At 38.4% G+C, this 25337-nt stretch carries 24 protein-coding genes and 1 tRNA gene; 14 read left to right on the plus strand and 11 right to left on the minus strand.

The window, feature by feature from the left end:
* Positions 1-358: 358 nt before the first annotated feature.
* Both CLOAM_RS07650 and CLOAM_RS07655 read left to right on the plus strand, forming a co-directional pair.
* The gene (locus CLOAM_RS07650; protein ID WP_015425326.1) at positions 359-1900 is read left to right on the plus strand and encodes a nucleotide sugar dehydrogenase; all 1542 of its coding nucleotides are present in this window, start codon (positions 359-361) and stop codon (positions 1898-1900) included.
* 205 nt (positions 1901-2105) lie between these two features.
* The gene (locus CLOAM_RS07655; RefSeq protein WP_044279085.1) at positions 2106-4559 is read left to right on the plus strand and encodes an FAD-dependent oxidoreductase; all 2454 of its coding nucleotides are present in this window, start codon (positions 2106-2108) and stop codon (positions 4557-4559) included.
* A 174-nt stretch (positions 4560-4733) separates the two neighbouring features.
* Here the strand turns inward: CLOAM_RS07655 and CLOAM_RS07660 are convergent, their stop codons facing one another.
* The 6 genes from CLOAM_RS07660 to tsaE all read right to left on the minus strand — a co-directional run bounded on the left by CLOAM_RS07660 (position 4734) and on the right by tsaE (position 9063).
* Entirely contained in the window at positions 4734-5486 is a 753-nt protein-coding gene (locus tag CLOAM_RS07660; RefSeq protein WP_044279086.1) for an ABC transporter substrate-binding protein, read from the minus strand.
* A 102-nt stretch (positions 5487-5588) separates the two neighbouring features.
* Entirely contained in the window at positions 5589-5735 is a 147-nt protein-coding gene (locus CLOAM_RS07665; protein WP_232502671.1) for a hypothetical protein, read from the minus strand.
* A gap of 190 nt (positions 5736-5925) precedes the next feature.
* A complete protein-coding gene (locus tag CLOAM_RS07670; protein WP_015425330.1) occupies positions 5926-7281 on the minus strand; it encodes a WD40/YVTN/BNR-like repeat-containing protein in 1356 nt (451 codons plus the stop codon).
* The gene (locus tag CLOAM_RS07675; RefSeq protein WP_232502672.1) at positions 7262-7726 is read right to left on the minus strand and encodes a transporter substrate-binding domain-containing protein; all 465 of its coding nucleotides are present in this window, start codon (positions 7724-7726) and stop codon (positions 7262-7264) included. The genes CLOAM_RS07670 and CLOAM_RS07675 overlap by 20 nt, the downstream gene beginning before the upstream one ends.
* 102 nt (positions 7727-7828) lie before the next feature.
* Positions 7829-8611 carry an SIMPL domain-containing protein gene (locus CLOAM_RS07680; protein ID WP_015425332.1) on the minus strand — a complete coding sequence of 261 codons (783 nt, stop codon included), beginning with the start codon at positions 8609-8611 and terminating at the stop codon, positions 7829-7831.
* Positions 8612-8628: 17 nt separating this feature from the next.
* Entirely contained in the window at positions 8629-9063 is a 435-nt protein-coding gene (gene tsaE / locus CLOAM_RS07685; RefSeq protein WP_015425333.1) for a tRNA (adenosine(37)-N6)-threonylcarbamoyltransferase complex ATPase subunit type 1 TsaE, read from the minus strand.
* A gap of 45 nt (positions 9064-9108) precedes the next feature.
* On the opposite strand from tsaE, the gene CLOAM_RS10070 reads away from it, so the two are divergent.
* Positions 9109-9243 (plus strand): hypothetical protein, encoded by a 135-nt coding sequence (locus tag CLOAM_RS10070; RefSeq protein WP_269764011.1) that lies wholly within the window; start codon positions 9109-9111, stop codon positions 9241-9243.
* A 290-nt stretch (positions 9244-9533) separates the two neighbouring features.
* On the opposite strand, the gene porX is transcribed toward CLOAM_RS10070, so the two are convergent.
* Genes porX through CLOAM_RS07710 form a run of 4 tightly spaced genes read right to left on the minus strand, consistent with a single transcriptional unit; the run spans position 9534 to position 13136 of the window.
* The gene (gene porX, locus CLOAM_RS07695) at positions 9534-11093 is read right to left on the minus strand and encodes a T9SS response regulator signal transducer PorX (RefSeq protein ID WP_015425334.1); all 1560 of its coding nucleotides are present in this window, start codon (positions 11091-11093) and stop codon (positions 9534-9536) included.
* 6 nt (positions 11094-11099) lie between these two features.
* On the minus strand, positions 11100-11720 hold the full coding sequence (locus CLOAM_RS07700) for a hypothetical protein (RefSeq protein WP_015425335.1): 621 nt from the start codon (positions 11718-11720) through the stop codon (positions 11100-11102).
* Between the two features lie 14 nt (positions 11721-11734).
* Positions 11735-12565, minus strand: a complete 831-nt coding sequence (panB, locus tag CLOAM_RS07705; protein WP_015425336.1) for a 3-methyl-2-oxobutanoate hydroxymethyltransferase — start codon at positions 12563-12565, stop codon at positions 11735-11737.
* Entirely contained in the window at positions 12546-13136 is a 591-nt protein-coding gene (locus tag CLOAM_RS07710) for a toxin-antitoxin system YwqK family antitoxin (RefSeq protein WP_232502673.1), read from the minus strand. The genes panB and CLOAM_RS07710 overlap by 20 nt, the downstream gene beginning before the upstream one ends.
* Positions 13137-13303: 167 nt before the next feature.
* Here CLOAM_RS07710 and phnE point away from each other — a divergent pair, with 167 nt between their 5' ends.
* From phnE to CLOAM_RS09745, 7 genes are all read left to right on the plus strand, one after another.
* Positions 13304-14275, plus strand: a complete 972-nt coding sequence (gene phnE / locus CLOAM_RS07715) for a phosphonate ABC transporter, permease protein PhnE (protein ID WP_015425338.1) — start codon at positions 13304-13306, stop codon at positions 14273-14275.
* A gap of 11 nt (positions 14276-14286) precedes the next feature.
* Positions 14287-15606, plus strand: a complete 1320-nt coding sequence (locus CLOAM_RS07720) for a thymidine phosphorylase (RefSeq protein WP_015425339.1) — start codon at positions 14287-14289, stop codon at positions 15604-15606.
* A 210-nt stretch (positions 15607-15816) separates the two neighbouring features.
* Positions 15817-16188, plus strand: coding sequence for a hypothetical protein (locus CLOAM_RS07725; protein WP_044279088.1), 372 nt, complete (start codon positions 15817-15819; stop codon positions 16186-16188).
* 156 nt (positions 16189-16344) lie between these two features.
* Positions 16345-16419, plus strand: a tRNA-Asn gene (locus CLOAM_RS07730).
* A 71-nt stretch (positions 16420-16490) separates the two neighbouring features.
* Complete coding sequence (gene ppnP, locus CLOAM_RS07735) at positions 16491-16775, plus strand: pyrimidine/purine nucleoside phosphorylase (RefSeq protein ID WP_015425341.1); 285 nt, start codon at positions 16491-16493, stop codon at positions 16773-16775.
* 11 nt (positions 16776-16786) lie between these two features.
* Positions 16787-17428, plus strand: coding sequence for a tetratricopeptide repeat protein (locus CLOAM_RS07740; RefSeq protein ID WP_015425342.1), 642 nt, complete (start codon positions 16787-16789; stop codon positions 17426-17428).
* 23 nt (positions 17429-17451) lie between these two features.
* Positions 17452-17631, plus strand: a complete 180-nt coding sequence (locus tag CLOAM_RS09745) for a hypothetical protein (RefSeq protein WP_157860024.1) — start codon at positions 17452-17454, stop codon at positions 17629-17631.
* A gap of 115 nt (positions 17632-17746) precedes the next feature.
* On the opposite strand, the gene CLOAM_RS10075 is transcribed toward CLOAM_RS09745, so the two are convergent.
* Entirely contained in the window at positions 17747-17881 is a 135-nt protein-coding gene (locus CLOAM_RS10075; RefSeq protein ID WP_269764012.1) for a hypothetical protein, read from the minus strand.
* A 985-nt stretch (positions 17882-18866) separates the two neighbouring features.
* On the opposite strand from CLOAM_RS10075, the gene groL reads away from it, so the two are divergent.
* From groL to CLOAM_RS07760, 4 genes are all read left to right on the plus strand, one after another.
* Positions 18867-20495, plus strand: coding sequence for a chaperonin GroEL (gene groL / locus CLOAM_RS07745; protein ID WP_044279089.1), 1629 nt, complete (start codon positions 18867-18869; stop codon positions 20493-20495).
* Positions 20496-20832: 337 nt separating this feature from the next.
* Positions 20833-21927, plus strand: coding sequence for a Fic family protein (locus CLOAM_RS07750; RefSeq protein ID WP_015425344.1), 1095 nt, complete (start codon positions 20833-20835; stop codon positions 21925-21927).
* A 407-nt stretch (positions 21928-22334) separates the two neighbouring features.
* On the plus strand, positions 22335-23606 hold the full coding sequence (gene eno, locus CLOAM_RS07755) for a phosphopyruvate hydratase (protein ID WP_044279090.1): 1272 nt from the start codon (positions 22335-22337) through the stop codon (positions 23604-23606).
* Positions 23607-23938: 332 nt separating this feature from the next.
* Positions 23939-25330: an MFS transporter gene (locus tag CLOAM_RS07760; RefSeq protein ID WP_232502674.1), complete on the plus strand. Its 1392-nt coding sequence runs from the start codon at positions 23939-23941 to the stop codon at positions 25328-25330.
* Positions 25331-25337: the final 7 nt, after the last annotated feature.

The raw sequence follows: 25337 nt of genomic DNA on the forward strand, positions 1-25337 counted from the left end.
GTTTATTTCTCGGTTGGATAAGTATAAAATTGAAGAAAATAGTTTCTTTGATGGCAATGGCAAAATTGTAAGTCAAATCTCCCTCAATGATGGTGATGTAAGCCCCTCGTTAAATATATAATAAATTCTTTTCCCCTTAGCTCTCTGCCCTCTGCCCTCTGCCCTCTGCTTTCTGAAAAACATCTTGACAATAAAAGCCCTATAAAAAGCGTAAAAACGATTTGGAAATGGAAAAGTTATAAATGAATGGCAGGATGTAGTTTCTCCGTAAGGTTGATGTTCTCATCAACCACTAAACTACAGGATTTAGTTTTTCCAGTATCATTACTTTATATATATAAAGGAGTTAACAAAAAATATGTTAAAAGTTTCAATTGCGCCGGATGGAAAAGAATATCCTCTTCCGAGTGAAGAAGATGCACAAAAAGAAAGAGAAATATTAAAACAAATTACTGCCGAACAAAAAGCTTTAGGACGAAAAATAGTAGCAGTTCAAGGTTTAGGATTTGTAGGTTGTGTGATGGCTACTGTTGTTGCCGATGCTACAGATAAAGATGGCAACCCTTTTTATTTTGTTCATGGTCATCAGCGTGCCTCACAAAGATCGTATTGGAAAGTTCCCGTTATCAATAGTGGCATTCCGCCTGTAAATTCTTCCGATCCCGAAGTTCCGGCAATATTTCATCGCACTGTGGTTGAGAAAAAAAACTTCCGTGCTACCAGTGAAGAAAGTGTTTATGGCTTAGTAGATATTGTGGTGGTAGATATTCAGCTGGATGCAACGAAACCCGCATTTGGAGATGCAGAAAAAGGTTATTGTGATATAACCGCTTTTCGGGAAGGAATTCGGACTTTGGGAAAACATATTCAGCCCGAATGTTTAGTTTTAGTAGAAACAACCGTTCCTCCTGGAACCTGTGAAAAGGTCGTTAAGCCCATTCTGGAAGAGGAATTTACCAAGCGGGGTATAGATATAGAAAAGAATCCTCCCTTGATTGCTCATTCTTATGAAAGAGTTATGCCCGGAGCTCATTATGTGGCTTCTATTCGTGATTTCTGGCGTGTATTTTCCGGTGTTAACCCTAAAAGTATAGAACTCTGCCGGGAATTTCTTTCCCATGTTTTGGATGTGGAGAATTATCCTTTAACTCAATTGGACAGCACAAATGCCAGCGAACTTGCCAAAACAATGGAAAATTCATATCGTGCCGTAAATATTGCTCTCACTTTGGAATGGGCTAAATTTGCGGAACAGATTGGGGTGGATATTTTCAAAGTGCGCGATGCCATTCGCAAAAGAAAAGAAACGCATGATAATTTGTTGCGTCCTTCATTAGGTGTTGGCGGTTATTGTTTAACCAAAGACCCCGTTTTAGCTAATTGGGCAATGAAGTCACTTTTTGGTGTAGAGGGAAGTTTGGATTTTGCTATTAAAGCAGTTAATACGAATGATACAATGCCGCTACATACTATTGATATCGTTAAAAGCGTTTATCCTGATTTAAAAAACTTGAAGATTGCTGTGTTAGGCGTTTCCTATTTGGAAGATGTAGGTGATACAAGACATTCTCCTTCCAAAACCTTAGTGGAATTTTTGCGGAAAGACCTGGCAATAGTGAAAACCCACGATCCTTATGTAGAAACCTGGCCTGAAATGGAGGAAAACCATATTCAAAATGACCTGAATAATGTTCTTCCTGAATCCGATGTAGTTATTTTTGCGGTAGGACACAGTCAATATAGAAAACTTGACCCTAAGTATGTGGTTGATTTATGTAAAACCAAACCCTTAATTGTGGATTGCTCCAATTTCCTTTCCGATGAAACCATCAATATATATAAAGATTTAGGATGCAAAGTGCGGGGTGTGGGAAAAGGACATATTGTGAATGAAAAATGAACAATGCAGAATGTAAAAATGTAGAATTGAGAATAGTGTAATGAATGATAGAATGCAGATAACTGGATAGAATGGATTTACTGGATTATATTAGGAAAGTAATTATAAAATGAAATATCTGTGAAATCTGTGAGAGACATCTGCGTGCTCCTATCTTTTTCGGTGACTTCGGTGCTCTCGGTGGCTATGAATATTGGAGGATAAAATGATTTTAACTGATGCCCAATTATTCAGTGAAATAAGTCGTTGTGAATTTTGTGAGAACAAGCCCTGCAAAAATGCCTGTCCCTGTGATTGTTCTCCTGCCGATTTTATGATGGCAGTTGCTAAAGGCAGACCTTCCGATTTTAAGCGTGCTGCAGGACTCATTTTAGCCAGCAATCCTTTAGGGGGAATTTGCGGAAATGTTTGTCCCGATGACCATTGCGTAAATGCCTGTGCGCGTGAAAATTTTGACACTCCAATTCAAATTCCTGCCGTTCAGGCAACAATAATTCGTAAAGCCAGAGAATTAAATATGGTGCCAGAATTTACTCCTTCCTTTTCCTTAAATAAAAAAATTGCCATTATCGGTGCAGGACCTTCTGCTATCGGAGCTGCCGTAACTTTAACCCAATTTGGTTATCAGACGGTAATGTTTGATCCTGAACCTTTAGGAGGTCAGGTAAATTTAATTCCGGAAGAGCGTTTGGAGAAAATTGACTTGCTGGATGACCTGAAATTCCTGGCAGAAACATTCAAGATAGAACATATTCGGAAAAAAATAGAAGAACCCCAAACATTATTAAATGATGACTTTGAAGCGGTAATTGTGGCAGGAGGATTAAATAAGCCCATTCACTTAAATATTCCTGGTGATGAAACAGCTATTTACGGTTTTGACATTCTAAAAAACCCTTCCCCATACAATTTTACTGGTAAACGCGTTGCTCTTGTTGGTGGAGCAATCGCTGCTGATATGGCATTGCTGATTGCTAAAAATAATGCTGCTTATGTGGAAATGATAACCCTGGAAAATTTCACTGAAATGCCCTTAACGGAACCGGAAAAGGCAACTTTGATTGAGGCAGGAATTGAATTCTCGCCTCGCACCAGGATCACGGAAATAGTTAATGAAGGTAATCAGATTAAAGGAATAAAGACGAAAAAGGTCTATCTTCCTAAAGGAGAGAAGTTTGCTCCAAATTTGATTAGGGACGAAGCAGGAACCACAGAATCCTTTCGTCCTTTTGATATGGTTATTATTGCTATCGGCAACAGACCTCCTTTTGATGTTAATAAATTAGAGACCCTTTCAGACCGTCTTTTTTGCTGTGGAGATATGATAAATGGTCCTACAACGGTGGTGGAAGCAGTTGCCTCAGGTAAAAATACCGCTTTAAAAGTTCATTCTCTATTAAGCAAAAAGGATATCAGTGAACCCGAAAAGGCAACTAAAAGCTGTTTCCCTGTTTGGGGCTGGAAAAAATATCCTGTTTCACTTGAAACCGATTTCTTTGGGAGAAAAATGGATTCCCCTTTTATTCTTTCTGCTGCTCCTCCTTCCGATGGCTATGAACAAATGAAAAAAGCATATCTTGCTGGCTGGAGCGGTGGAATTATGAAAACAGCTTTTGATAATGAAGATATTCATATTCCGGGTGAATATATGTTCACCTTTGGTGATAAGAAAAAGACCTTTGCCAATTGTGATAATGTTTCAGAGCATCCTTTAGATAGGGTTTGTTCCGAAATAGCTCTTTTAATAAAGGAATTTCCTGATCGCTTAACTATGGCTTCAACAGGCGGTCCTGTTACCGGTGATGATATTAATGATAAAAAGGGCTGGCAAGCCAATACTATAAAACTGGAAAAAGCAGGCGCAATGGGAATTGAATACAGTTTATCTTGTCCTCAGGGTGGAGATGGAACAAAAGGTGATATTGTGGCTCAAGACCCTGCGTTAACCGCTAAAATTATTGATTGGGTGATGGAAATTAGCAACCCTGAAATACCCAAACTGTTTAAACTAACCGGTGCTGTAACTTCTATCTATCCTATTCTTTCCGCTGTTAAAAGTGTCTTGGACAAATATCCTGGTAAAAAAGCCGGAATAACTTTGGCTAATACCTTTCCTGCTTTAGCTTTCAGAGAAAAAGAAAAACCCTGGGACGAAGGAATCATAGTTGGTTTAAGCGGTGAAAGCATTTTGCCAATCAGTTATTTGAATTTAGCCCGAGCCGGAAATAGCGGAATTTTCATCTCCGGAAACGGAGGTGCAATGAACTATCTGGATGCAGCAAACTTTTTAGCTTTGGGAGCCGGAAATGTTCAATTCTGCACAATTGTGGAAAAATATGGCTATGGTATAATTGATGAATTGAAAATGGGACTTTCCTACCTCTTGGAAGCAAAGGGCTTAAAAAGCGTTGCCGAACTTATTGGAATCGCTCAGCCAAAACCCATTACGGACTTTCTTGATCTGCCCACAAAGACAAAAAGTTCTTCCTTAATTAAAGAATTGTGCCTAAAATGCGGAAACTGCACCCGCTGTCCTTACCAGGCAATAGAATTAGATGAGGATTGCTATCCTAAAATTGACCCGGATAAATGTGTTGGATGCTCGCTGTGTACACAATTGTGCTTTGCCGGAGCGCTGGAAATGAAGAATGAAAAATGAAAAATGTAGAATGAATGATAGAATGCAGATAACAGGATAGAAAGGAGTTACTGGATTATATTAGGAAAGTAATTATAAAATGAAATATCTGTGAAATCTGTGCTATCTGTGAGAGACATCTGCGTGCTTATATTTTTTTATCCGTGTGAAATCCGTGTAATCTGTGCGAGGTATTTAATCAATATATTCCCTGATAATGTTTTCCAATTCTCCGCTATCTTTTAATTCCTTCAATGCCTTATTTATTCTGGTATTAATTTCTTTACCTGCTTGCATAGCCAATCCGTATTGTTCATTCGTTTGAATCGTGTAAACAATCTTAATCTCCTGTTGTTGGGAAAAATCCTTGGCTACCCATTCATCAAAAACCATCAGGTCTATTTTGCCATTAAGAAGTTCCCCCAAGGTTTCTATAACAGTAGGATAAAGTTTCAGCTTATTTTTGGGCAGGAGGTCTTTTTCCATCAGGTTTTCGGTTAAATATTGATGGCTGGTAGTGTTGCTTTGGCAGCCCACGATGTATTTTCCGAGGTCCTCAATCTTTTCTACTTTTACAGGAGAATTGGATTTGGCTACAACAGCCAGGTCTGTTTCAAAATAAGGAATAGTAAAATCCATCGTTTGTTTACGTTTCGGGGTAATGGTAATAGCAGAGGCGGCAATATCAATTTTGTTAAGTGCTAAAGCAGAAAACAGTTCATCAAACTGGAATTTGGTAATTTGTAATTGCATATTCAATTTATCCGCTATGCGTTTACAGATTTCTATATCAATGCCTTTGAATTCACTACCTTCCTGATAAGTAAAAGGTGGATTTTCAGCATCGGTTCCTACCCTCAATATCTTCTTTTGTTTCGGAGAACAAGATAAAGAAAAGAAGACAATCAGTGCGACACCCAAAGCAATAAATATCCTGCGTAATTTCATTTTCTTACCTTTACTATATGGTTTTATATAAATTATAATCCCCATTGGATAAATTACAAGTATTTTATCCGTAAAATTACAAGCAGGTTTGTGGAAAAAAATCTACTTTAACTTAAAAATAGCAGTTAAAGTAACGGAAATGCTTTTACTGCGAGTGCTGGTGTTATAAATTCCATAATCCGAAACCTCTGTAGAATAGGGCTCCGTAATTTGAAAAACACCTGCACGCGCTTCTCTTAATTTACCCAATTTGGTATTTCCGCTCCCGGTAATATTTTTTGCATAAAACCCGGCACGACAATTACAGATCATACAGGAATTAGAATACGGCGAAGATGTGGCTCTACCCCAGCGCTCAATTCTAAAAAAATCAGTTGCTTCCCAAAGCTCGCATCTTCCGGTTATTCAATTTTTTTATTCCCGATAAAATAAATGTTAGTTATTCCATCAGAATCATCTTCCGTGTTGTGGAATACGATCCCGACTTTATTTTAAAAAAGTAAACGCCTGCCCCTAATTTCTCCCCTTGGTCATTTTTGCCGTCCCAGGTAATAGAATATTCACCCAAGATAGGCTGGGGATCTAAAAGGCGGCGCACTAATTGCCCCTTCACATTATAGACAGCCACAGTAGTTAGACTGTGGTCTGCCCCCTGTTTCAGGGTTAAAGTAGTATTGTCCCGAAAAGGATTAGGATAACATGATACCTCTACGGGAACTACTGGCGCCACGTCATCGTTATTGGCCACGGGCGGACCAACGTGCAAGCGATAAATACAAGCATTAAAGCTTATATATATGTACTCGTCCCAATAAACTATGCCGTAAATCTGTCCAGATTGATCTGGCATCTCCGCTGGCAATACCAGCCACTGCCAGCTTGCCCCGTTATTAAGTGAACGGACAATCCCGGGATATAAGTCGTTACTATCAACACGAATACTACCAATCGCATAAATATTCCCGTTAATACCCGTCATGCCATTAGGAGTCAACGACCCACAGGCGTTAAAATCAGCACCCAGCTGACTGACATCTGAATTAGTCCAAGATATGCCCTGGTCATCAGAATATACTAAAGATGGATAAGCTATAGTTATTATTCTAGACCCGCTGACTATTATATGCACGATACAACTTATTAGATCTGGTGGATCTGTCCCCTCTTGCCAGGTCTGACCATCAGGACTGGTAATTATAAATGGAGATAATCCTCGTCCCACGGCCTTTAAGTTGGGCTGAAAATCAGCACACGTCGGCCAACTGCTCTCTGACTCAAAAACAATACTCCAGTCTTGGCCGGCATTTGTGGTTTTATAAATCCTGATGTCCCAAAAATCAAACTGCATCACCACATAACCCTCCTGGGGAGAAACGAACTGAATATGTTTTAACCAACATCTGTTTCTTTCCAGTTGATAAGTTCGGGTCCAGCTCTGACCGCCATTAACAGTTTTATAGAGCACTGACCTATACAAATTATTATCTGACAACACAAAACATCCACAGCAATAGCCAACCGCCGAGGTTAACATAAATGCTGAACACAGCCGAAGAGAGTCACAGTTGGCCACCACATACTCCTGATAGTTCACACCGTCGGGAGATATAATAAAATAACGATTAGTAACTCCGTAAAACACACCTCCAGAGACCATGAGCATATGGGGAATCATTCCGGTTTGAGTGCAGTATTGCAACTCCCACACCGGACTTGCCATCACGGGTGAGGGCGCCATCGATATTATAAACCCTATAAGGGCTATAATTATGAGCCTAATTTGCGCGGTTTTCATGAAAACCTCCTAAATATTTAATTGTTAAAGATCTTATGTTATTATTATTAACACATAAAATAAGATTTGTCAATAGCTTTATATTATAGACGGCGGTTTGGTTAATGGTATCAAAATAGGGCTCGGTAAAATCAACTGTCTGTTTGCGTTTCTCGGTAATGGTTATGGAGGACGCGGCAATATCTATTTTATTTTGTGCCAAAGCTGAAAATAAATCGTCAAATTCAAACTTGCTAATCTGAAGTTGCATATTCAGTTTTTTGGCTATTCTTTTACATATTTCTATATCAATGCCTTTGAATTCACTACCTTCTTGATAAGTAAAAGGTGGATTTTCAGCATCGGTTCCTACCCTCAATATCTTCTTTTGTTTCGGAGAACAAGATAAAGAAAAGAAGGCAATCAGTGCGACACCCAAAGCAATAAATATCCTGCGTAATTTCATCTTCTTACCTTTACTATAAGGTTTTATATAAATTATAATCCCCCTCGGATAAATTACAAGTATTTTATCCGGAAAATCACAAGCAGGTTTGTGGAAAAAAATCTACTTTAACTTAAAAATAGCAGTTAAAGTAACGGAAATGCTTTTACTGCGAGTGCTGGTGTTATAAATTCCATAATCCGAAACCTCTGTAGAATAGGGCTCCGTAATTTGAAAAACACCTGCACGCGCTTCTCTTAATTTTCCCAGTTTGGTATTTCCGCTCCCGGCAATTTCTTGAGCACGGGCAACTGCATCTTTGGTTGCTTCGGAAAGCAACTGTTTTTTCAAATCCGGCAGTTTAGTATAAAGATATGCCAGGTTGGAATTTAACAATAAGATTCCGCGTTCCGCAAAAAAATCCGGTTTTAATGCCAAGGTCTCAATTTTGGGTATATCGGAAGAGACCACAAAGATATTTTGATTCAAGGCATAACCAGTTGGATTGCCATAATTATCGTTAGTTTGATAACTATTTATGGGTTGGATGCTGATATCCTTTTCCGGAATTCCCTGTTCTTCAAGGTAATTCTTGAAAGCATTTACATCATTGCTCATTTTGTTGTAGCCATCTTTCAAACCATCATGGCTTACATTGCGTTGCATTGTGAGATTCCATTTTACCAAATCGGATTCAAAGAGTTTGCTGGCATATCCAACTACCCGTAAACTGGTTGGTGTTTGACGACTTTGCATAAAGAAATAGCCAAAAACCGTCAAACCGATGATAAAGGATAAACCAACAATTCCCCAGGTGCGGGCAACTACTTTATCCTTGGTGAAAATAAGCCAGATTATACCTGCCGCAATTGCGATACAGATGATTACTAATAGTGCTGTGATCATTTTTTGCTCCTTAAAACTTAAAAATATGGAGAATGCTCTTTATCGGGAATAATATCCACCCAGCGTTTTTTCCCATCAAAGTGGAATTCCAATTTCAATGTCTGATAGGGTAAAAGATCATTTACCAAAAGAGGCCATTCAATAACGGTTATTCCTTGTTCCAAGATATCAAACAAACCCAGGCAATATATTTCTTCTTTATTTCTCAGACGGTATAGGTCTAAATGATACAGGGGAAGGCGTCCACCGGAATATTCCTTCATTAAAACAAAAGAAGGACTGTCTATTTCTTCTTCAATTCCCAGTGCCTTGCCAAGCTGTTTTACAAAGAAGGTTTTGCCGCTACCCAAATCGCCAAAAAGAGTTATAATATCCCCTTCCTTTAATAACGGTGCAAGGTATTTGGCAAGGTCTATAGTGTCCTGCTCAGTAGATAAGTTTAGGGTTTTCATCTCAGCTTAAAAAGAAGGAAGAATGAATATAGTGAGATGGAGAATTTGTCATTCCTACGAAAGCAGGAATCAAAATATCTGCAATTCCCCTATCAAACCTATCGGAAAAGAGAAAAGAAAAAGTTTGCCAAGGTCTTACCTTTGGGTAACGGCATTTTGATAGGGAAAGCATACTGTTAATAAACATTTTCTGTGTATTCTACCTTTAATCTCTTTTCTCTTCGTCAGGAGTCATATATTTTTACACCTAAATCACGGAGGACAGTGTTCCTCTGTGACAAAGAAAGATTTGGAATTTGCGGAGCTCCGGCTATACAATTTTTCTGCACTTCTGACTTCATTTTACATTTTATCTTTCTTTCCCGTCACGCGTCCTCTTCGCTAAACTAATTTGAGATAAGGGTTAAAGATATATAAGCGATGACGACTCCTGACTTCCTTCATTCTACATTCTTTCTCTTTATAAACAACTATCTTCTTTTGGTGCGGCAGGTAGCAATCGGTAGAATCATTTCTTCCATAGAGACACCACCGTGTTGAAAAGTACCGTTAAACTGTTTCTGATATTGATGATAGGCATTGGGATACACGAAATAGTAATCATCCTTGGCAAAGATAAAGTTATCCACAATGCTTTTGGAGGGCAGTCCAAAGTCCCCGGGTTTTTTTACAAACAGAGCGTGGCGTTCATTCACGGAAAGATTTTTTCCTTCTTTATAACGGACTGTTATGGATGTTTCTTTATCACCGATTACTTGAGTTGCACGGTTCACTTTTATAGAACCGTGGTCTGTAGAAAGAATTACAATCGCATCTTGTTTGGCAATCTGTTTCAAAGCTTCATAGAGCGAAGAATGCAAAAACCAGTGTTTGGTAAAAGCACGCAGACCTTCTTCATTGGGAATGGTTTCCTGTAGAATTTGATCCCGACTGCGATGATGAGCTAACAGATCAAGGAAGTTATAAACCAGAACAATGAGATTTTCCTTGTTCCAAGTTTCAATTTTGCGCAGGACAAAATTGCCTTCTTCCATATTGAAGATTTTTACATACTTGCTGGTAGGATCAAGTTTAAAGCCAAGCTCTTCAATATGTTCATCCAGCAATTGATGTTCATTGCGATTACGGCTGTTATCCATTTCACTGGAAGTTACCCAATAATCGGGAAAGCGTTTAGCAATATCAATAGGCATTAAACCGCTGAAAATGGAATTTCTGCTATAGGGAGTGGCAGTTGGCAAAATGGAATAGTAGAGGTCAAGTTCTTCTTCAAAAAGTTCCTTGATGTAGGGTTGAATAGCCAGATACTGATCCAGACGCATACAATCAATGATAATAAAATAGATAGGCAGGTTTTCTTCAAAGTGCGGAGCTATGTATTGGGAAATAAGGTCAAAACTTAAATTGGGGCGTTCATCACTTTTCAGCCAGTTACCATAATTGCGTTCTACATAGTTGGTAAATTCAGTATTACAGTTGCGTTTTTCCAGAAAATGGGTTTGGCGTAAACCTTCATCGTTAACCTGATCTATTTGTAATTCCCAATAGCTCAGTTCTCGGTAAATTTGGCTCCATTCATTCCAATCGGGATTGGCAAAAAGTTTTTGATTCAGTTCTGCAATATAGCGGGTATATTGTTGACCTATTTGATTGGCACGAATTTCATCTGCTTGGAAAATCTTTTTGATAGCCATAATAATCTGATTGGGATTGATGGGTTTAATCAAATAATCCGAAATTTGAGAAGCAATTGCCTTATCCATCAAGCCCTCTGCTTCACTTTTAGTAACCATTACAATAGGCAAGGCAGGATTGATACGCTTAATTTCCTGTAAAGTTGCCAAGCCATCCAAGCCGGGCATCATTTCGTCTAAAATAACGAGGTCATATTTATTCTCTACTACCTTTTCAATAGCGTCGGTTCCATTATTACAGGTTTCAACATTATATTTTCTCTCTTCCAGGAAGAGAATAAAGGGTTTGAGAAGGTCTATTTCATCGTCAACCCAGAGTATTTGCATTTGTTTCATTGGATTTTACTCCTTTTTGTTTTGTGTTTCAAGTTCAAAGAGGCGTTGGCGCTCTTTAATGATCTTTTTAATGTTGTCCAGATCGGCATCTTGAAAATAAAGGGCGAGCTTGAAATTAAGCTCTTTGCGGGAACAATTGAACCATCCTGTCATCTTCTCCCAAAATTGTTCAATATAGACCTCTTTCAGGTCTATGTTTGATTCTTTTTCTTTTTGTTTCAGTTCTTTTATGTGTTCGCGGAGTTCCTTAAAAGGCATTTCTTCCGCTTTGTGAATCCATTCATCACGCACATTCCAGTCCGCATTTTTCATAAAGGGTTTAATCATCTGCAGACGATCAAAACCGATTTCTTTAACCTCGGTTTCGTCTATATCCATTTCTTCAATAAACAGATCAAAGGTAGACATAAGTTTTCCTGCCAGGGTTCCGGAAAGTTGATATTCCATTTCCACAAAGTCCTTAAAATTCTCATAGCCCTTATAAAGGTATAATTTTGAACGCTTGATTTCGGAAAGCAACTGACCGAGAGAGATAAAGTTATCTTCCAGTTTATCTTTCAGATTGGCAAGTGCATTAAATTTTTCTTCGGCACTCATTGCCTCAGGTGGCACTGTTTTTGGGGGCATCTTTTTATCCTTCTTTATTGTTGAATGAGGGGGTAATAAATATTTTCAGGAGCGGGGAAAACTCCGTTTTTAACTTCCTGGGAAAAATTTTCCACCGCTTCTATAATATTATTATTCAAATCGGCATAGCGTTTTACATATTTTGGCTGGAGATCTGAATAACCAAGCAGGTCGTGATAAACTAAAACCTGTCCATCGGTAAATCTTCCGGCTCCGATTCCGATTGTGGGAATGCTTACCGTTTCAGTTATTTCTTTGCCTAAAAGTTCAGGAATGCCTTCCAGAACAAGCATAAAGGCACCTGCTTTGGCAACTTCCTCTGCTTGCTTTAATAGTTCTTCCTGTTCAACCGGTTTCTTTCCCTGAACTTTATATCCGCCAAATTTACGAATGGACTGTGGTGTTAAACCTAAATGGGCACAAACAGGTATTTCCATATCCACAATGGCTTTTATAGCATCAATACGAGATTTTGAGCCACCTTCCAGTTTAACGGCATTAACTTTACCTTGCACAATAAGCTTTCCTGCATTTTGCCTGGTTTGCTTTTCGGAAAGATGAAAGCTAAGATAGGGCATATCAGCTATAATAAAAGAATCCGGTGCACCCCTACGAACTGCAGAACAATGATAAATCATATTTTCCAAAGTTACCTGCAGGGTATCTTCATAGCCCAAAACTACCATCCCCAAAGAATCACCTACTAGGATGATATCTACGGAAGTGGCAGAAACACATTTTGCCATCGCATAATCGTAGGCAGTAAGCATACAGATTTTTTCTTGGTGATGTTTCATTTCCTTAAAAACAGCAATATCTGTTTTATTATTCTTGACTTTGGTCATTATCGGGACCTTCTCCTTCCCTATCTTCTATTTCAGAACTTGCACGGCTTGCATCTTCATCAAAAAGATTATCACCAGCATAAGTTCCCCTGTTAATCATTAAATCATAAATAACACTGCCATTATTATACCAGCCCAGAAAACGCCCTTGTAAATAACCATTTACAAAATTGGCACTCATTTGGGGACTGCCATCAGGATACCACATCAGCATAGGACCGTTCTGTTTACCTTTTACAAAAGTTGCTGCCCGTTGTAAAAAACCATTGGGATAGCGTTCTATGGCAATTCCTGTGAAGGGTTTATCTTTATAAAGATAAATACTGTCTTGCAAAACAAGTTCCTTAAAAGGAACCGCATTTTTCGGTTCCTTCCAAGTTTTAACCTCTAAATATTCTTCACTTTTATTCTGTGCAAAGGCAGTGCCAAAAGCAAGGGAAAATATAAAAATGAATAGCAATAAAGGCATTACCGGGCAGTTTATGAAGCCGGTTTTTTTGGGGACACAGGATAAGGAACACATATTATTTATCACTTGAGGACACATTTTTATCTCCGATAGGTTAGTCAATCTTTTTCTTCTCTTTTTAACTGAAGCTTTTTATTATATAAGATAAACCAAATTATCTTAAAGTCAACCAGAAGGTTGATGTCCTCATCAACCACAAAACGACAGGAATGTTGTTCTTCCGGAGTTTTTTTCCTTGACCTAATAAATCACTATGTAAAAATTGCTTTATGGTGAAGAAACTAAAAATATTGGGTATTGAATATGCCCTCTGGTTATACATAGTTGCCTGTATCTGCTGGTTTTTATTTCGGGTTTTCAGTATTTCCGCCAGTAGCTATATTATTTTTATCAGTCCGTTATTCATAGCATTTCTTTTGTCTCAATGCAAAAATAATATAGGAGCAAAAATAATCATCTCGGAAGAGACAGGTTCACTGTGGAAGATTGAGCTGGCAATAGTAATCCTTATTACTTTCATTATGGCTTGGGTAATTGTAGATGTAAAGCCAATCGCGTTTTTTACTCAGGCAGCCAATACAAAGTCCATTATCAGTGGAATATTTAACCCGAATTTGAGACAGCTTGTTCCGATGCTTAGTGCTTTAGTAGAAACTATTTATCTGGCTTTACTGGCAACCGTTTTTGCTATTCCTTTTGCTTTTGTGCTTTCCTTTTTTGCTGCCAAGAATCTGATGTTCAGTTCTTTTATCGGCAGGATAGTGTATATTATTATCCGAACGATTTCTACTGTCTTCAGAAGTATTGAAGCAATTGTGTGGGCAATTATTTTTTGTGTTTGGGTTGGTATTGGTCCTTTTGCCGGAATGTTAGCTTTATGGATACATTCCATAGCTGCTTTGATAAAATTATACAGTGAGCAGATTGAAAATATTGATCCGGGTCCTGTGGAAGCCATAAAAGCAACGGGTGCTTCAACTTTACAGGTATGGCGTTATGGAGTTACTCCTCAAATTTTGGCACCCTATTTGGCTTTTACAATTTACCGTTGGGATATGAATATCAGAATGGCTACAGTTGTAGGTTTTGTAGGTGGCGGAGGAATTGGTTTGGCTTTATATCAGGAACAGCAAATGCTTGCCTGGAGAAATGTAGGTTTAATAATGTGGTTAATTGCTTTAATTGTTTGGGTAATGGATATGTTAAGTGGTTACCTTCGTTCCAAACTTGTTACCTATTAGGAGATTGCAGAATGAATAATTTTAATCCGGTTGAACTGTTAATCAAAAAGCGTGATGGTTATTCTCTTGCTCCGGCGGAAATTTCCTGCTTCGTAAATGCCTATTTAAAAGGAGAAATTGCCGATTACCAAATGAGCGCTTTTTTAATGGCTTGTTTTCTGCAAGGTCTGAATAAACAGGAAATAGAGGCATTAACCAAGACCTATATTGATTCCGGAGGCACTATTAGTTTTGCAGAAGGTCTGCCTGTTGCCGATAAACATTCTACCGGAGGCGTAGGAGATAAAATCAGTTTAATGCTGGCTCCTATTGCCGCTTCTTTAGGATTGATGGTGCCAATGATTTCAGGACGCGGTTTGGGTCATACAGGCGGTACTTTAGATAAACTGGAATCCATTTTAGGATTTAGAACTTCCTTTTCTCTGCAGGAATTTAAGGAGCTGGTAGAAAAACATAGTTTTGCTTTAGCAGGTCAATCTGAGGAACTTGTTCCTGCCGATAAAAAAATATATGCCTTAAGAGATGTTACCGCTACGGTAGAAAGTCCGGGTTTGATTACTGCCAGCATAATGAGCAAGAAAATTGCCGAAGGGGCAAAGCATCTGGTTATTGACTTAAAAATAGGCAGCGGTGCTTTTATGCCTAATATCAATAAAGCAAAAGAACTGGCTGAATTATTGATGACAACAGGAAAAAGTTTCGGGCAAAAAGTGACCGTGGTCTTTTCCAATATGAATTCTCCTTTGGGACACGCTGTGGGAAATGCTTTGGAAATGATTGAGGCAATTGAATACCTGAAAGGAAACTATTTACCCGATACTTATGAACTTACTACTGTTTTAACCGCTCAAATGCTCATCAGCACTGGCAAGGCAAAGGACTTTGAACAGGCAAAAAAGATGATTGATGAAGCAGTTGTCAGCGGAAAAGCACTGGAAAAATTCCGGGAAATAATTATTGCTCAAGGGGGAGAACCAAAAGTGCTGGAGGATTATTCCCTTTTTGCCTCTTCACCTGTAATTTATCCCATCATAGCTAAACAAAATGGTTGGGTGCATAAAATTGACTCCAGGGCTATTGGCTATGCCTTAGTTCATATCAAAGCAGGCAGAAAAAAAGTTACGGACACCCTTGATTATGGAGCCGGTGCTTTACTTTATCCTAAAATTGGCGATGCAATAAAACAAGGAGAAAAAATAGGAGAAGTGCATTGTGCCTCTAAAAATGAGGCGGAAAAAGTAGCAGAACTAATTTTGAATGCCTATAAAATAGCGGATACCCAAAAAGATAAAGAAGACCTCATCCTGGAAATCGCTTTATCTGAAGAATAAATCATATTAGAAAGGAAAAGTCGTTTGTCATTCCTGCAAAAAAAGTAATCTCTTTGTCATTTCTGGGCAAGTAGGAATCCAGATAAAATATTACAAATTGACTGCTTTTTCAAGACGATAACTATTCATTTATATAAAAGCTGTAAAAATAATTTGCTTTTTCCCTGCTCTTGCTATATAATATAAATAGCACAGTATTAGGAGGTTAATATGACTGCCAAACGTTTTTACATCGCCGTTTTAATGGGGATCATATTGGGAATTATTGCCTGCTTAATAGCAGGAGGAGTAAGCCCTGACCCCTTAGCTAAGAAAGTGCTTGCCAATATTTTCGTAAGCCGTGTTTTAATTGGTTTTGTGATTGGAATTAGTGCCTGGAAAATGGGCTGGTTTTTACATGGAGTTTTAATGGGACTGATTGTTGGCTTGCCTTTTTCCTTAAGTGCTATGGCTATGCAAGTTCCAGGTATGGGGAAATGGGGAATATTTTTCCTGACTTGGGCTTTGGGAGTTGTATACGGATTTATCATTGAGCTGGTAACCAGCGTTTTCTTTAAGGCAGAACAACCCTCGGCAAAATAGATAGCGAATTTAGTTCATTTCCCCAAGAGTAGCCAGAGGAAGCCATTCCTCCGCAAAAAAATCACTAAAAAAGCGGAGCTTCAGCGAGCTGGCTACAAAAAAAATTTGGATTGACAAAAATCACGACCTTAAAAATTAGGTATTCTTGAAAAGTGTTCCGGAATAGCTCAGCGGTAGAGCGGGTGGCTGTTAACCACTAGGTCGGGGGTTCGAACCCCTCTTCCGGAGCCACTTTTTTTATAACCGGAATGTAAGTGTTGGATAAGTGGTGCAATCAAAAAAAGAGTATTAAGGAGACAAAAATGCTAACTGTAAACGAATATTTTGAGGGCAAAGTAAAGTCCATTGCTTTTCAAAACGAACAAGGCAACTTCACCGTAGGAGTAATGGATATTGGGGAATTTGAATTTGGCACTAATACAATTGAAAGAATGACCGTTATTTCCGGAGAACTTACCGTCCAATTACCCGAAGAAGAAACCTGGAAAAAATTTACTTCCAACGAAACATTCACCGTTCCTGCCCATAAAAAATTCCGGGTAAAAGTGCAAGAACAAACAGCATATCTTTGCCGTTATGAATATTAAGGATTAATAAAATGAAAAAATATGTATTTATCACATTGGGATTGTTGGCGTTAGCTTTCTGTTTCGCAGAGGAATCACCGGTCACTTTATACCTGCAAAATCAAAATCTGGAGACCTATCAGCAGGCAGTTAATTATCTCATCAAAATTGATCAGGAAGGCGAAAGCGGAATGCAGGCAAAACTGAATCTTGCCTATATCGGCAATTTGGAATCTCTCCGGCTAATGGAATTGGCAAAAGCGGATATTGAGAATTTGAAACCCGGCGAACGCTTTGCCCTGGCAAATCTTTATCTGGAAATGGATAAATATGACGATGCTATTGATATTTATAATCTTTTGAACGAAGCAACACCAAAATGGAGCTGTCCCTGGCGTCATAAAGGAGAAGCCCTTTATAAAAGCGGAAATTATGAAGCCGCTAAAAAGTCACTGGAAATGGCAATTGAAACCAATAAAGAACATTACGATGCTTACCTCTGGTATGCCAAAACCCTCTACGAATTAAAGGACTATAGAAACGCTCTTAATGCTCTGGAAACCGCTTTTGACTTAACTGAAGAACTTGAAGATAGCGGATTTGATCAGGTAATTCCGGAAGAAGAAATCAATCAACTTTATCAGGAACTGCAGAAATTAACCCAAAATAAGTAATACCATTTCTGCCAAAAAATACATTGTCCTTCCTGAACAAGCAGGAATACAGAAATGTTTGTAAGTTTGAGAGGGTTGATAAGGTTGAGAAGGTTGAGAAGGTTGAGAAGGTTGAGAAGTTTGAGAGGGTTGATAAGATTGAGATGCTCTCTGCCCTCAGCTCTCTGCCCTCTGCAAAAAAAGCCCGGAGGGCGACGCAATGATAGCGATGGTGGCGTAAGCTCCTCGTTGAAAAAGGTTTAGAAGGTTGAGAAGGTTGAGATTTCATCAAAGCCCGGAGGGCGACACAATGATAGCGATGGGTGCGTTAGCCCCTCGTTAAATGTAAGCCCCGACTTCTTTTTTCTTTTCTTCTTCCCATTTTCCAAAAGCCCCAAAGGGCGACACAATCATAGCGATGGTGGCGTAAGCCCCTCGTAAAAAATTAAGAAACAACCATCTATCTTTTTCCACTGTTCCCCTGAATAAATATCCTGAAAATCCCTGTTACCCCATTCCTCAAGGAGCTAATAAATCTTGATAGTTATTTGCTTGATACATAGTAAATTCTGTAACGACTCCGTAACACTTCCGTAACACTTCCGTTGTTTCGTTACAGAGTTGTTACTTGGTTGTTACTTTGTTATAAGAAGATGAAGCAAGCTGAAAAAGATAATAAATTAAAGGCGAAGCAATTAACAGGAGTGCGGTAAATGATAATATTCTTCCCTTTGGGTTAATCGGGATTCGGTAACTCCATAATGAAATAATATTATTTTTATATTTAATCTTCTTATTGAAGTAAAAATTATTAGTATCTGTCGTTCCTACGGAACTCTTTCTGATACAAGGTGTTATGTTGATTATTTACACTCATTTCGCCGGGTTAAAACCCGTCGTTAATACCTGTCGTTCCTACGGAACTCTCTCGGAAAAAAGGAGATATGTTGTTTGTATTTACTCTTTTCGCCGGGTTGAAACCTGTTGTTATTATCTGTCGTTCCTACGGAACTCTTTTTGACACAAGGAGATATGTTGTTTTTATTCACTCTTTGCAGCGGGTTAAAACCCTTCTATATTATCTGTCATTCCTACGGAACTCTTTCTGACACAAGGAGATATGTTGTTTATTTACACTCTTTGCGCCGGGTTGAAACCCTTCTATATTATCTGTCGGGGCTGTCTCACAACCTTCCAAAAGTCCATTTTTTGCCATTTTTAGGTATACAAAGATGTATCCTAAAGAGGAGATTGTTCCTTAAAATGACTTATATTTACTGTCTCAAAACTAAGTTTTAGTTTCGGGACAGCCCTATTGAAAAGAGAAAAATAAAGCCAAAAGACAAAAAATTTTTAATTTGCGCTTGACAGAATTTCGGCTATAATAATATTAGCACTCAATTGTATTGACTGCTAAGAAAACCAAAATAAAAATACTAAAATTATGGAGGAAAACAAGATGGCAAAACAAATGCAGTATGCACATGAAGCCCGCACAAGTTTAAAAAGCGGTGTGGATAAACTGGCTGATGCCGTAAAAGTTACCCTTGGTCCTAAGGGTAGATATGTTGTTTTGGACAGGAAATTTGGCTCTCCCACAATCACTAACGACGGTGTGACCATAGCCAAAGAAATTGAATTGGAAAATGAATACGAAAATATGGGTGCTCAACTCTGCAAAGAAGTTGCAGAAAAAACCCATGACACAGCTGGTGATGGAACTACAACAGCTACAATTTTAGCCCAGGCAATTATTGAAGAAGGTCTGAAACATGTAACTGCCGGCGTTAATCCGATGTATCTGAAACGCGGTTTGGAAAAGGCAACTAAAGTTGTAGTGGATAAAATCAGAGAATTCAGCAAGGAAATCAAGAGCAGTGAAGAAATTGCACAAATTGCTGCTATTTCAGCTAATAACGATCCTGAAATTGGAGCTCTGATTGCGGAAGCTATGGATAGTGTTGGTAGAGAAGGCATTATCAATATTGAAGAGGCAAAATCCATTGATACCGGTATGGAAAAAGTGGAAGGAATGCAGTTTGATCGCGGTTATATCTCTCCCTATTTTGTGACTAATGCAGAAAAGATGATTGCCGAACTGGAGGATTCCTTTATCCTGTTATACGACAAGAAAATAACCGCTCTCAAGGAACTGCTTCCCATTCTGCAGGAAGTTTCTCAAAATGGACGTCCCCTGCTTATTATTGCAGAAGATATTGAAGGTGAGGCACTTGCCACATTAGTAGTGAATAAACTGCGTGGTGTCCTAAATGTGGTTGCTGTTAAAGCACCCGGTTTCGGTGATCGCAGAAAAGCTATGCTGGAAGATATTGCCGTTTTAACTGGTGCAACTTTAATTTCTGAAGAAATGGGAAGAAAACTTGATAGCGCTACAATGAGCGATCTGGGACGCGCTAAAAAGATTATTGTGGAAAAAGAAAATACCACTATCCGCGAAGGAGCTGGCAATCCTGAAGAGATTGAAGGTAGAATTAAACAAATAAGAGCTCAAATTGAAGAGACAACTTCCGATTACGATAAAGAAAAATTGCAAGAACGCCTTGCCAAACTTTCCAGCGGAGTTGCCGTCCTCAGAATCGGTGCTGCTACCGAGACAGAAATGAAGGAAAAGAAAGCTCGCGTAGATGATGCTCTCCATGCTACCCGGGCTGCTGTTGAAGAAGGTATTGTTCCCGGTGGTGGAATTACTTTAATTCAAGCCGCTAAAGCCCTAAAACAATTAAAAGGCCTTTCCTACGAAGAAAAAATGGCTGTGGATATTTTGTCTAAAGCACTGGAAAAACCAGCTTATCAAATTGCCGCTAACGCAGGAGAAGAAGGCGCTGTAGTTGTTGAAAAACTGAAGAGCTTTCGCGATATCCATATGGGATTCAATGCTATCAATGGACAATTTGAAGACCTCTTCAAAGCCGGAATTATTGACCCCGCTAAGGTTGTTCGCTCAGCTATCCAAAACGCTGCTTCCATTGCCGGTTTGATGTTAACTACGGAATGCATTATTACCGATATTAAAGAACCTGAGCCAGCTGTCCCTATGCCCAATCCTAATATGGCTGATATGTATTAATATAATCCCGTCTAAAATAAAGAAAAGGGCTTTTCCGAAAAGGAGAAGCCCTTTTTGGATGAACGGTTGAAGGGGAAAAGGTGAAACAGGGGATAGAAAAAGAAAAGGCGAACTTATTATAATAAAATCCACGAAATCTGCGTGCTAAATCGTTATGAGTCCTCACTGCCAAATAAAATTGAGGGATGTGTAAAATTATTGAAGGTAGTGACGACTCCTGACTTTTTCCCTCTCCAGACCTCTTAACCTCCAGGCCTCTCTACTAACAAAAACATTGACAATAACTTATCATTAAATAAGAAAGCAATTATAGAAATTTAAGTATGGGAAAAACAAGATGAAACCTTTTAAGCCGGAAAAGCTTCCTCTTTCCTGTATTGATTGGGAAAGACAGATAAGTTTTATTAGCCAAGCTCATAATTTGTTAGGTAAATATGAAGGGATGTTACAAACAATGGTAAATCCCAATCTGTTATTATCTCCTCTCACTACTCAGGAAGCAGTTTTATCTTCTAAAATTGAAGGCACACAGGCAACTTTGGATGAGGTCTTGCGCTATGAAGCAAATCCTAAAATGACACTATCTCCTGAAAAAAATGCTGATATTCAAGAGATATTAAATTATCGGAAAGCAATTAGTTATGCAGTTGAGCGGTTAAAATCCATACCTCTATCCTTAAATTTGATCAAAGATGTCCATTCCATTTTGATGAACAGCGTTAGAGGAATGAATAAAACTCCGGGAGAATTTAGAAAAGTTCAAAATTACATTGGTCCTCCAGGTGCAGATATTTCCCAGGCAACCTATATCCCTCCCTCTCCCGAAGAGGTGATGCCTGCTATGGATAATCTGGAAAAATACATCCATTATGAAGAAAAAGATACAATCGTTCAATTGGCAATAATCAAAGCACAATTTGAAATAATCCACCCTTTCCTGGATGGAAATGGAAGAATAGGAAGAATTCTCATCCCTCTCTTTCTGTTCTATAAAAATATCATAAGTAAGCCGGTATTTTATTTAAGCACTTACCTGGAAAAACATAGAGATGAGTATTATCAGCATCTGAATAATGTTACTGCAAAAAATGACTGGAACGGATGGATTTCTTTTTTCCTGAAAGCAGTTATTGAACAAGCAAAAATGAATATTGAAAAAGCAGGAGCTATCCAAAATTTGTATGATCAAATGAAAATTACAATTCCTGAAATTACTGGTTCCAAATATTCAATGCAGCTGACTGAAGCGCTTTTTATATCACCGCTTTTCAGTATTAACGGTCTTTCCATAGCTTCAATGATTCCTAAAGCAACCATCATAAGAATAGTAAATATATTAAAAAATAAGAAAATCGTGATAGAAATCCAAAAGAGCAGAGGACCAATGCCAGGATTGTTTATGTTCAAAGCTCTTTATAACATTGTTAAATAAATGTATAACTAACAATAAATAAATAATATAGAGTGTTTGTGCCTCATCTTTAGTGTTTTATGCAACACAAAACACCTTGTCTATATTCTATGACACACAAGCGCTGTATTTCATTCTCTCTCAAGTTGTTGTGATAAAATAGCAGAAAAGGTGGAATTGGTTAACAGGTGAAAGGGAAAGGTGAAAAGGTGAAAAGGTGAAAAGGTGAAACACTGAGTTAACATCGTAAATGACGGAAAAAGGGTTGAGAGGGTTGATAAGGTTGAGAGGGTTGAGAAGTAAAGAAATAAAGAACTCAAGACCTCAAGACCTTTTAACCTCTCTACTTTCTATCTCCTCTTCCCAAATTTTCCTTGCCAAAAAACCTTATTCAGTATATGAGGATTAAAAATAAACAGGAGGAAAAAATGTCAGACATACTTTACATTATCGGACGCGAGATTTTAGATTCACGCGGAAATCCAACAGTGGAAGCAGAAGTTCATTTAGATAGTGAGATTATGGCAATAGCAGCAGTTCCCAGCGGTGCATCTACCGGTGAACGCGAAGCCATAGAACTTCGTGATGGCGATAAAAAACGCTACGGAGGCAAAGGTGTCTTAAAAGCAGTTAGCAATATAGACAATATGAGTGATGAATTATGGGGAACTGATTCATTATTGCAGGGTCAAATTGATAAAATTATGATTGATATGGATGGAACTCCTAATAAAGCCAAACTGGGTGCTAATGCTATTTTAGCTGTTTCTATGGCTGTTGCCAGGGCTTCCGCTTTGGAATTGAATATTCCTTTATATCGTTATCTGGGAGGTGTTAATGCCAAAACCCTTCCTGTACCAATGAGCAATATTCTCAATGGTGGTGCGCATGCAGATAACAATGTTGATATTCAGGAATTTATGATTATGCCTTTGGGTGCAAAAAGTTTCCAACAAGCGCTACAAATGAATGCTGAGGTTTTTCACTCCCTGAAGGCAATTCTTAAAAAACGCGGTTTAGTAACTTCCGTTGGAGATGAAGGTGGTTTTGCACCTAATCTGGCATCCAATGAAGAGGCCTTTATCGTAATTGTAGAGGCAATTAAGACAGCAGGTTACATTCCCGGAAAAGATATTTACCTGGCTATTGATGCTGCTGCCAGCAGTTTTTATAAAGACGGAAAGTATCTTTTTGAAGGGAAAAAAGTTAGCAGCGATGCAATGATTAAATATTACGAAAGTATGATTGCCAAATATCCTATTTGCTCAATTGAAGATGGCTTGGCAGAAAATGACTGGACTGGCTGGAAAAAAATGACTGCCAAATTGGGCAGTAAAATTCAAATTGTAGGTGATGATGTTTTCGTTACCAATCCCAAAATTATAGCCAAAGGCATTAAAGATAATATCGCCAATAGCGTTTTGATTAAATTGAATCAAATCGGAACCGTTACCGAGACCATAGATGCCATAAATATGGCTCATAAATCAGGTTGGACAACCGTTGTAAGTCACCGTAGCGGTGAAACGGGAGATACTTTTATTGCCGATTTGGCTGTTGCTTTAAATACAGGTCAAATCAAAACCGGTTCTATTTCCCGCAGCGAACGTATTGAAAAATATAATCAACTCCTACGCATTGAAGAAGAATTAGGTGAGGCAGCTTATTTCCCAGGAAAGTCAATAATAAAACAACTATAAGATAAAAAAACCTTGCCGGAGCTGTTATAATTGACAGCTCCGGTTTGGTATTGAACAAGCAATTATTTTACTATTGGGTATAGTTTTCAGATTGTAAAGACATTTAGTTTATCCGAAAACAATGCAGTTTAGGAAAAATGGGTTGGTAAATTCATTCTTTGCCAAAAAGTTCACAAAACTCTGAAAAATAAATGCTCTCAATTTATGGCAAATCTGAATTCAGCAAACCAAATACCTAATTTCACTTTTTACTATTTAATACTCCTCGTAGTGTAAATTCTCTGGACAAGAACAACCACTTCCCTACAATGAATAATATGAGTATAAAAAAGATGCGCAACATAGATAAAAAGCAGAAACATAGTCGTCTTAGAATTAGTTTTCAGACCTCTGTAACAGAAGGTATTTTTGCTCAGATTTACGGAAACCTGTCTGCAATCGGTTCTTCCTTTATTGTAAAGCTGATGGTAATTTTGGGTGCTTCACCAATGCACTACAGTTTATTAAGCGCTATAGGACAGGTTTCTGCTCTTTGGCAACCTTTGGGAATAGCTATTACTCATAAACTGAAGGAACGTAAATCTGCCTGTATTAAAATTACTGCTATAGGCAGGTTTTTGACCATTTTTTTAGGGCTGTCTTTGCTGTTTAATAATCATTTACAGGGAATCTGGTTTGTGCTTATACTGCTATTTTTTAGTGCAGGTTTACAATCTTTGGGAGCAAATATCTGGATTGCCTGGATAAGTGATTTGATTCCTCTTTCCATTCGGGGACGCTTTTTCTCCAGGCGCAATCAAATTTTGATTGGAATAGGATTGATAGTAAGTTACATAGTCAGTTTTCATATAGACCTTTTTGAATCCGCCAAAGGTGCTTTCAAACTTGGCTACATAAAGCTTTTGAGAGCAGAGAAATTCTTTCTTCCTCAAAATCAGCCCTTGTTTTTAGCCGGGGTTTTTGTGTTTGCTTCTCTTATTGGTTTAATTGGTTTATTTTTTCTAAACCGTCAACCTGAAAGACCCTTGCGTCCTGTTCCTGAACAGCGTTTACGGGAGCGTTATTCAGCTCCCTTTAAGGATAAAAACTTCCGTCTGCTTTCCGTTTTTGGTATTTGGTGGATGTTAGCCATTGGTGTAGGCAGTCCTTTTTGGGGACCTTTTATGATGAAGAAACTTTCTATGAGTTTGTTTGAAATCCAAATCTATAATACTTTGAGTGTGTTTTCCTCACTTTTATCTTATCAATTCTGGGGTCGCTTTATAGATAAAAATGGCAATAAAACAGCTATGCAGATTTGTATTGCCTTGGGAGGATTAAATCCTATGTTGTGGCTTTTTACCAGTGCTGGAAACTATTCCATTTTGTGGCTGGAAGCACTAAGTTCGGGTTTTATGTGGGCTGGAGCAGGAATTATAACTACCAATTTTATTCTTTCCGTAGCTGAAAAAGGGAAAGAACAGGTTTATTCGGGAATTTACGGAGCCATAACCGGTTTGGCAATGATGTTTTCAACCCTTGCCTGTGGTATTTTTTATCCTTCCTCACTCACAATTGGTAAAAAGATTTTAGAACCGGAACAGGTGATTTTCGGTGTAGGTGGAATTATGCGTTGGCTAAGTTTTATTCCTTTGTTTTTTGTGGTGGAAAAAAGGACTGTACCTCTTCCTCAAGCATTAGTTTCTCTTTTCCAGAAAAAAACGAATAGGTCGCTTAAGAAATAATTGAACG

Origin of the sequence: Candidatus Cloacimonas acidaminovorans str. Evry (assembly GCF_000146065.2) — a bacterium.
Classification (GTDB): Bacteria; Cloacimonadota; Cloacimonadia; order Cloacimonadales; family Cloacimonadaceae; genus Cloacimonas; species Cloacimonas acidaminivorans.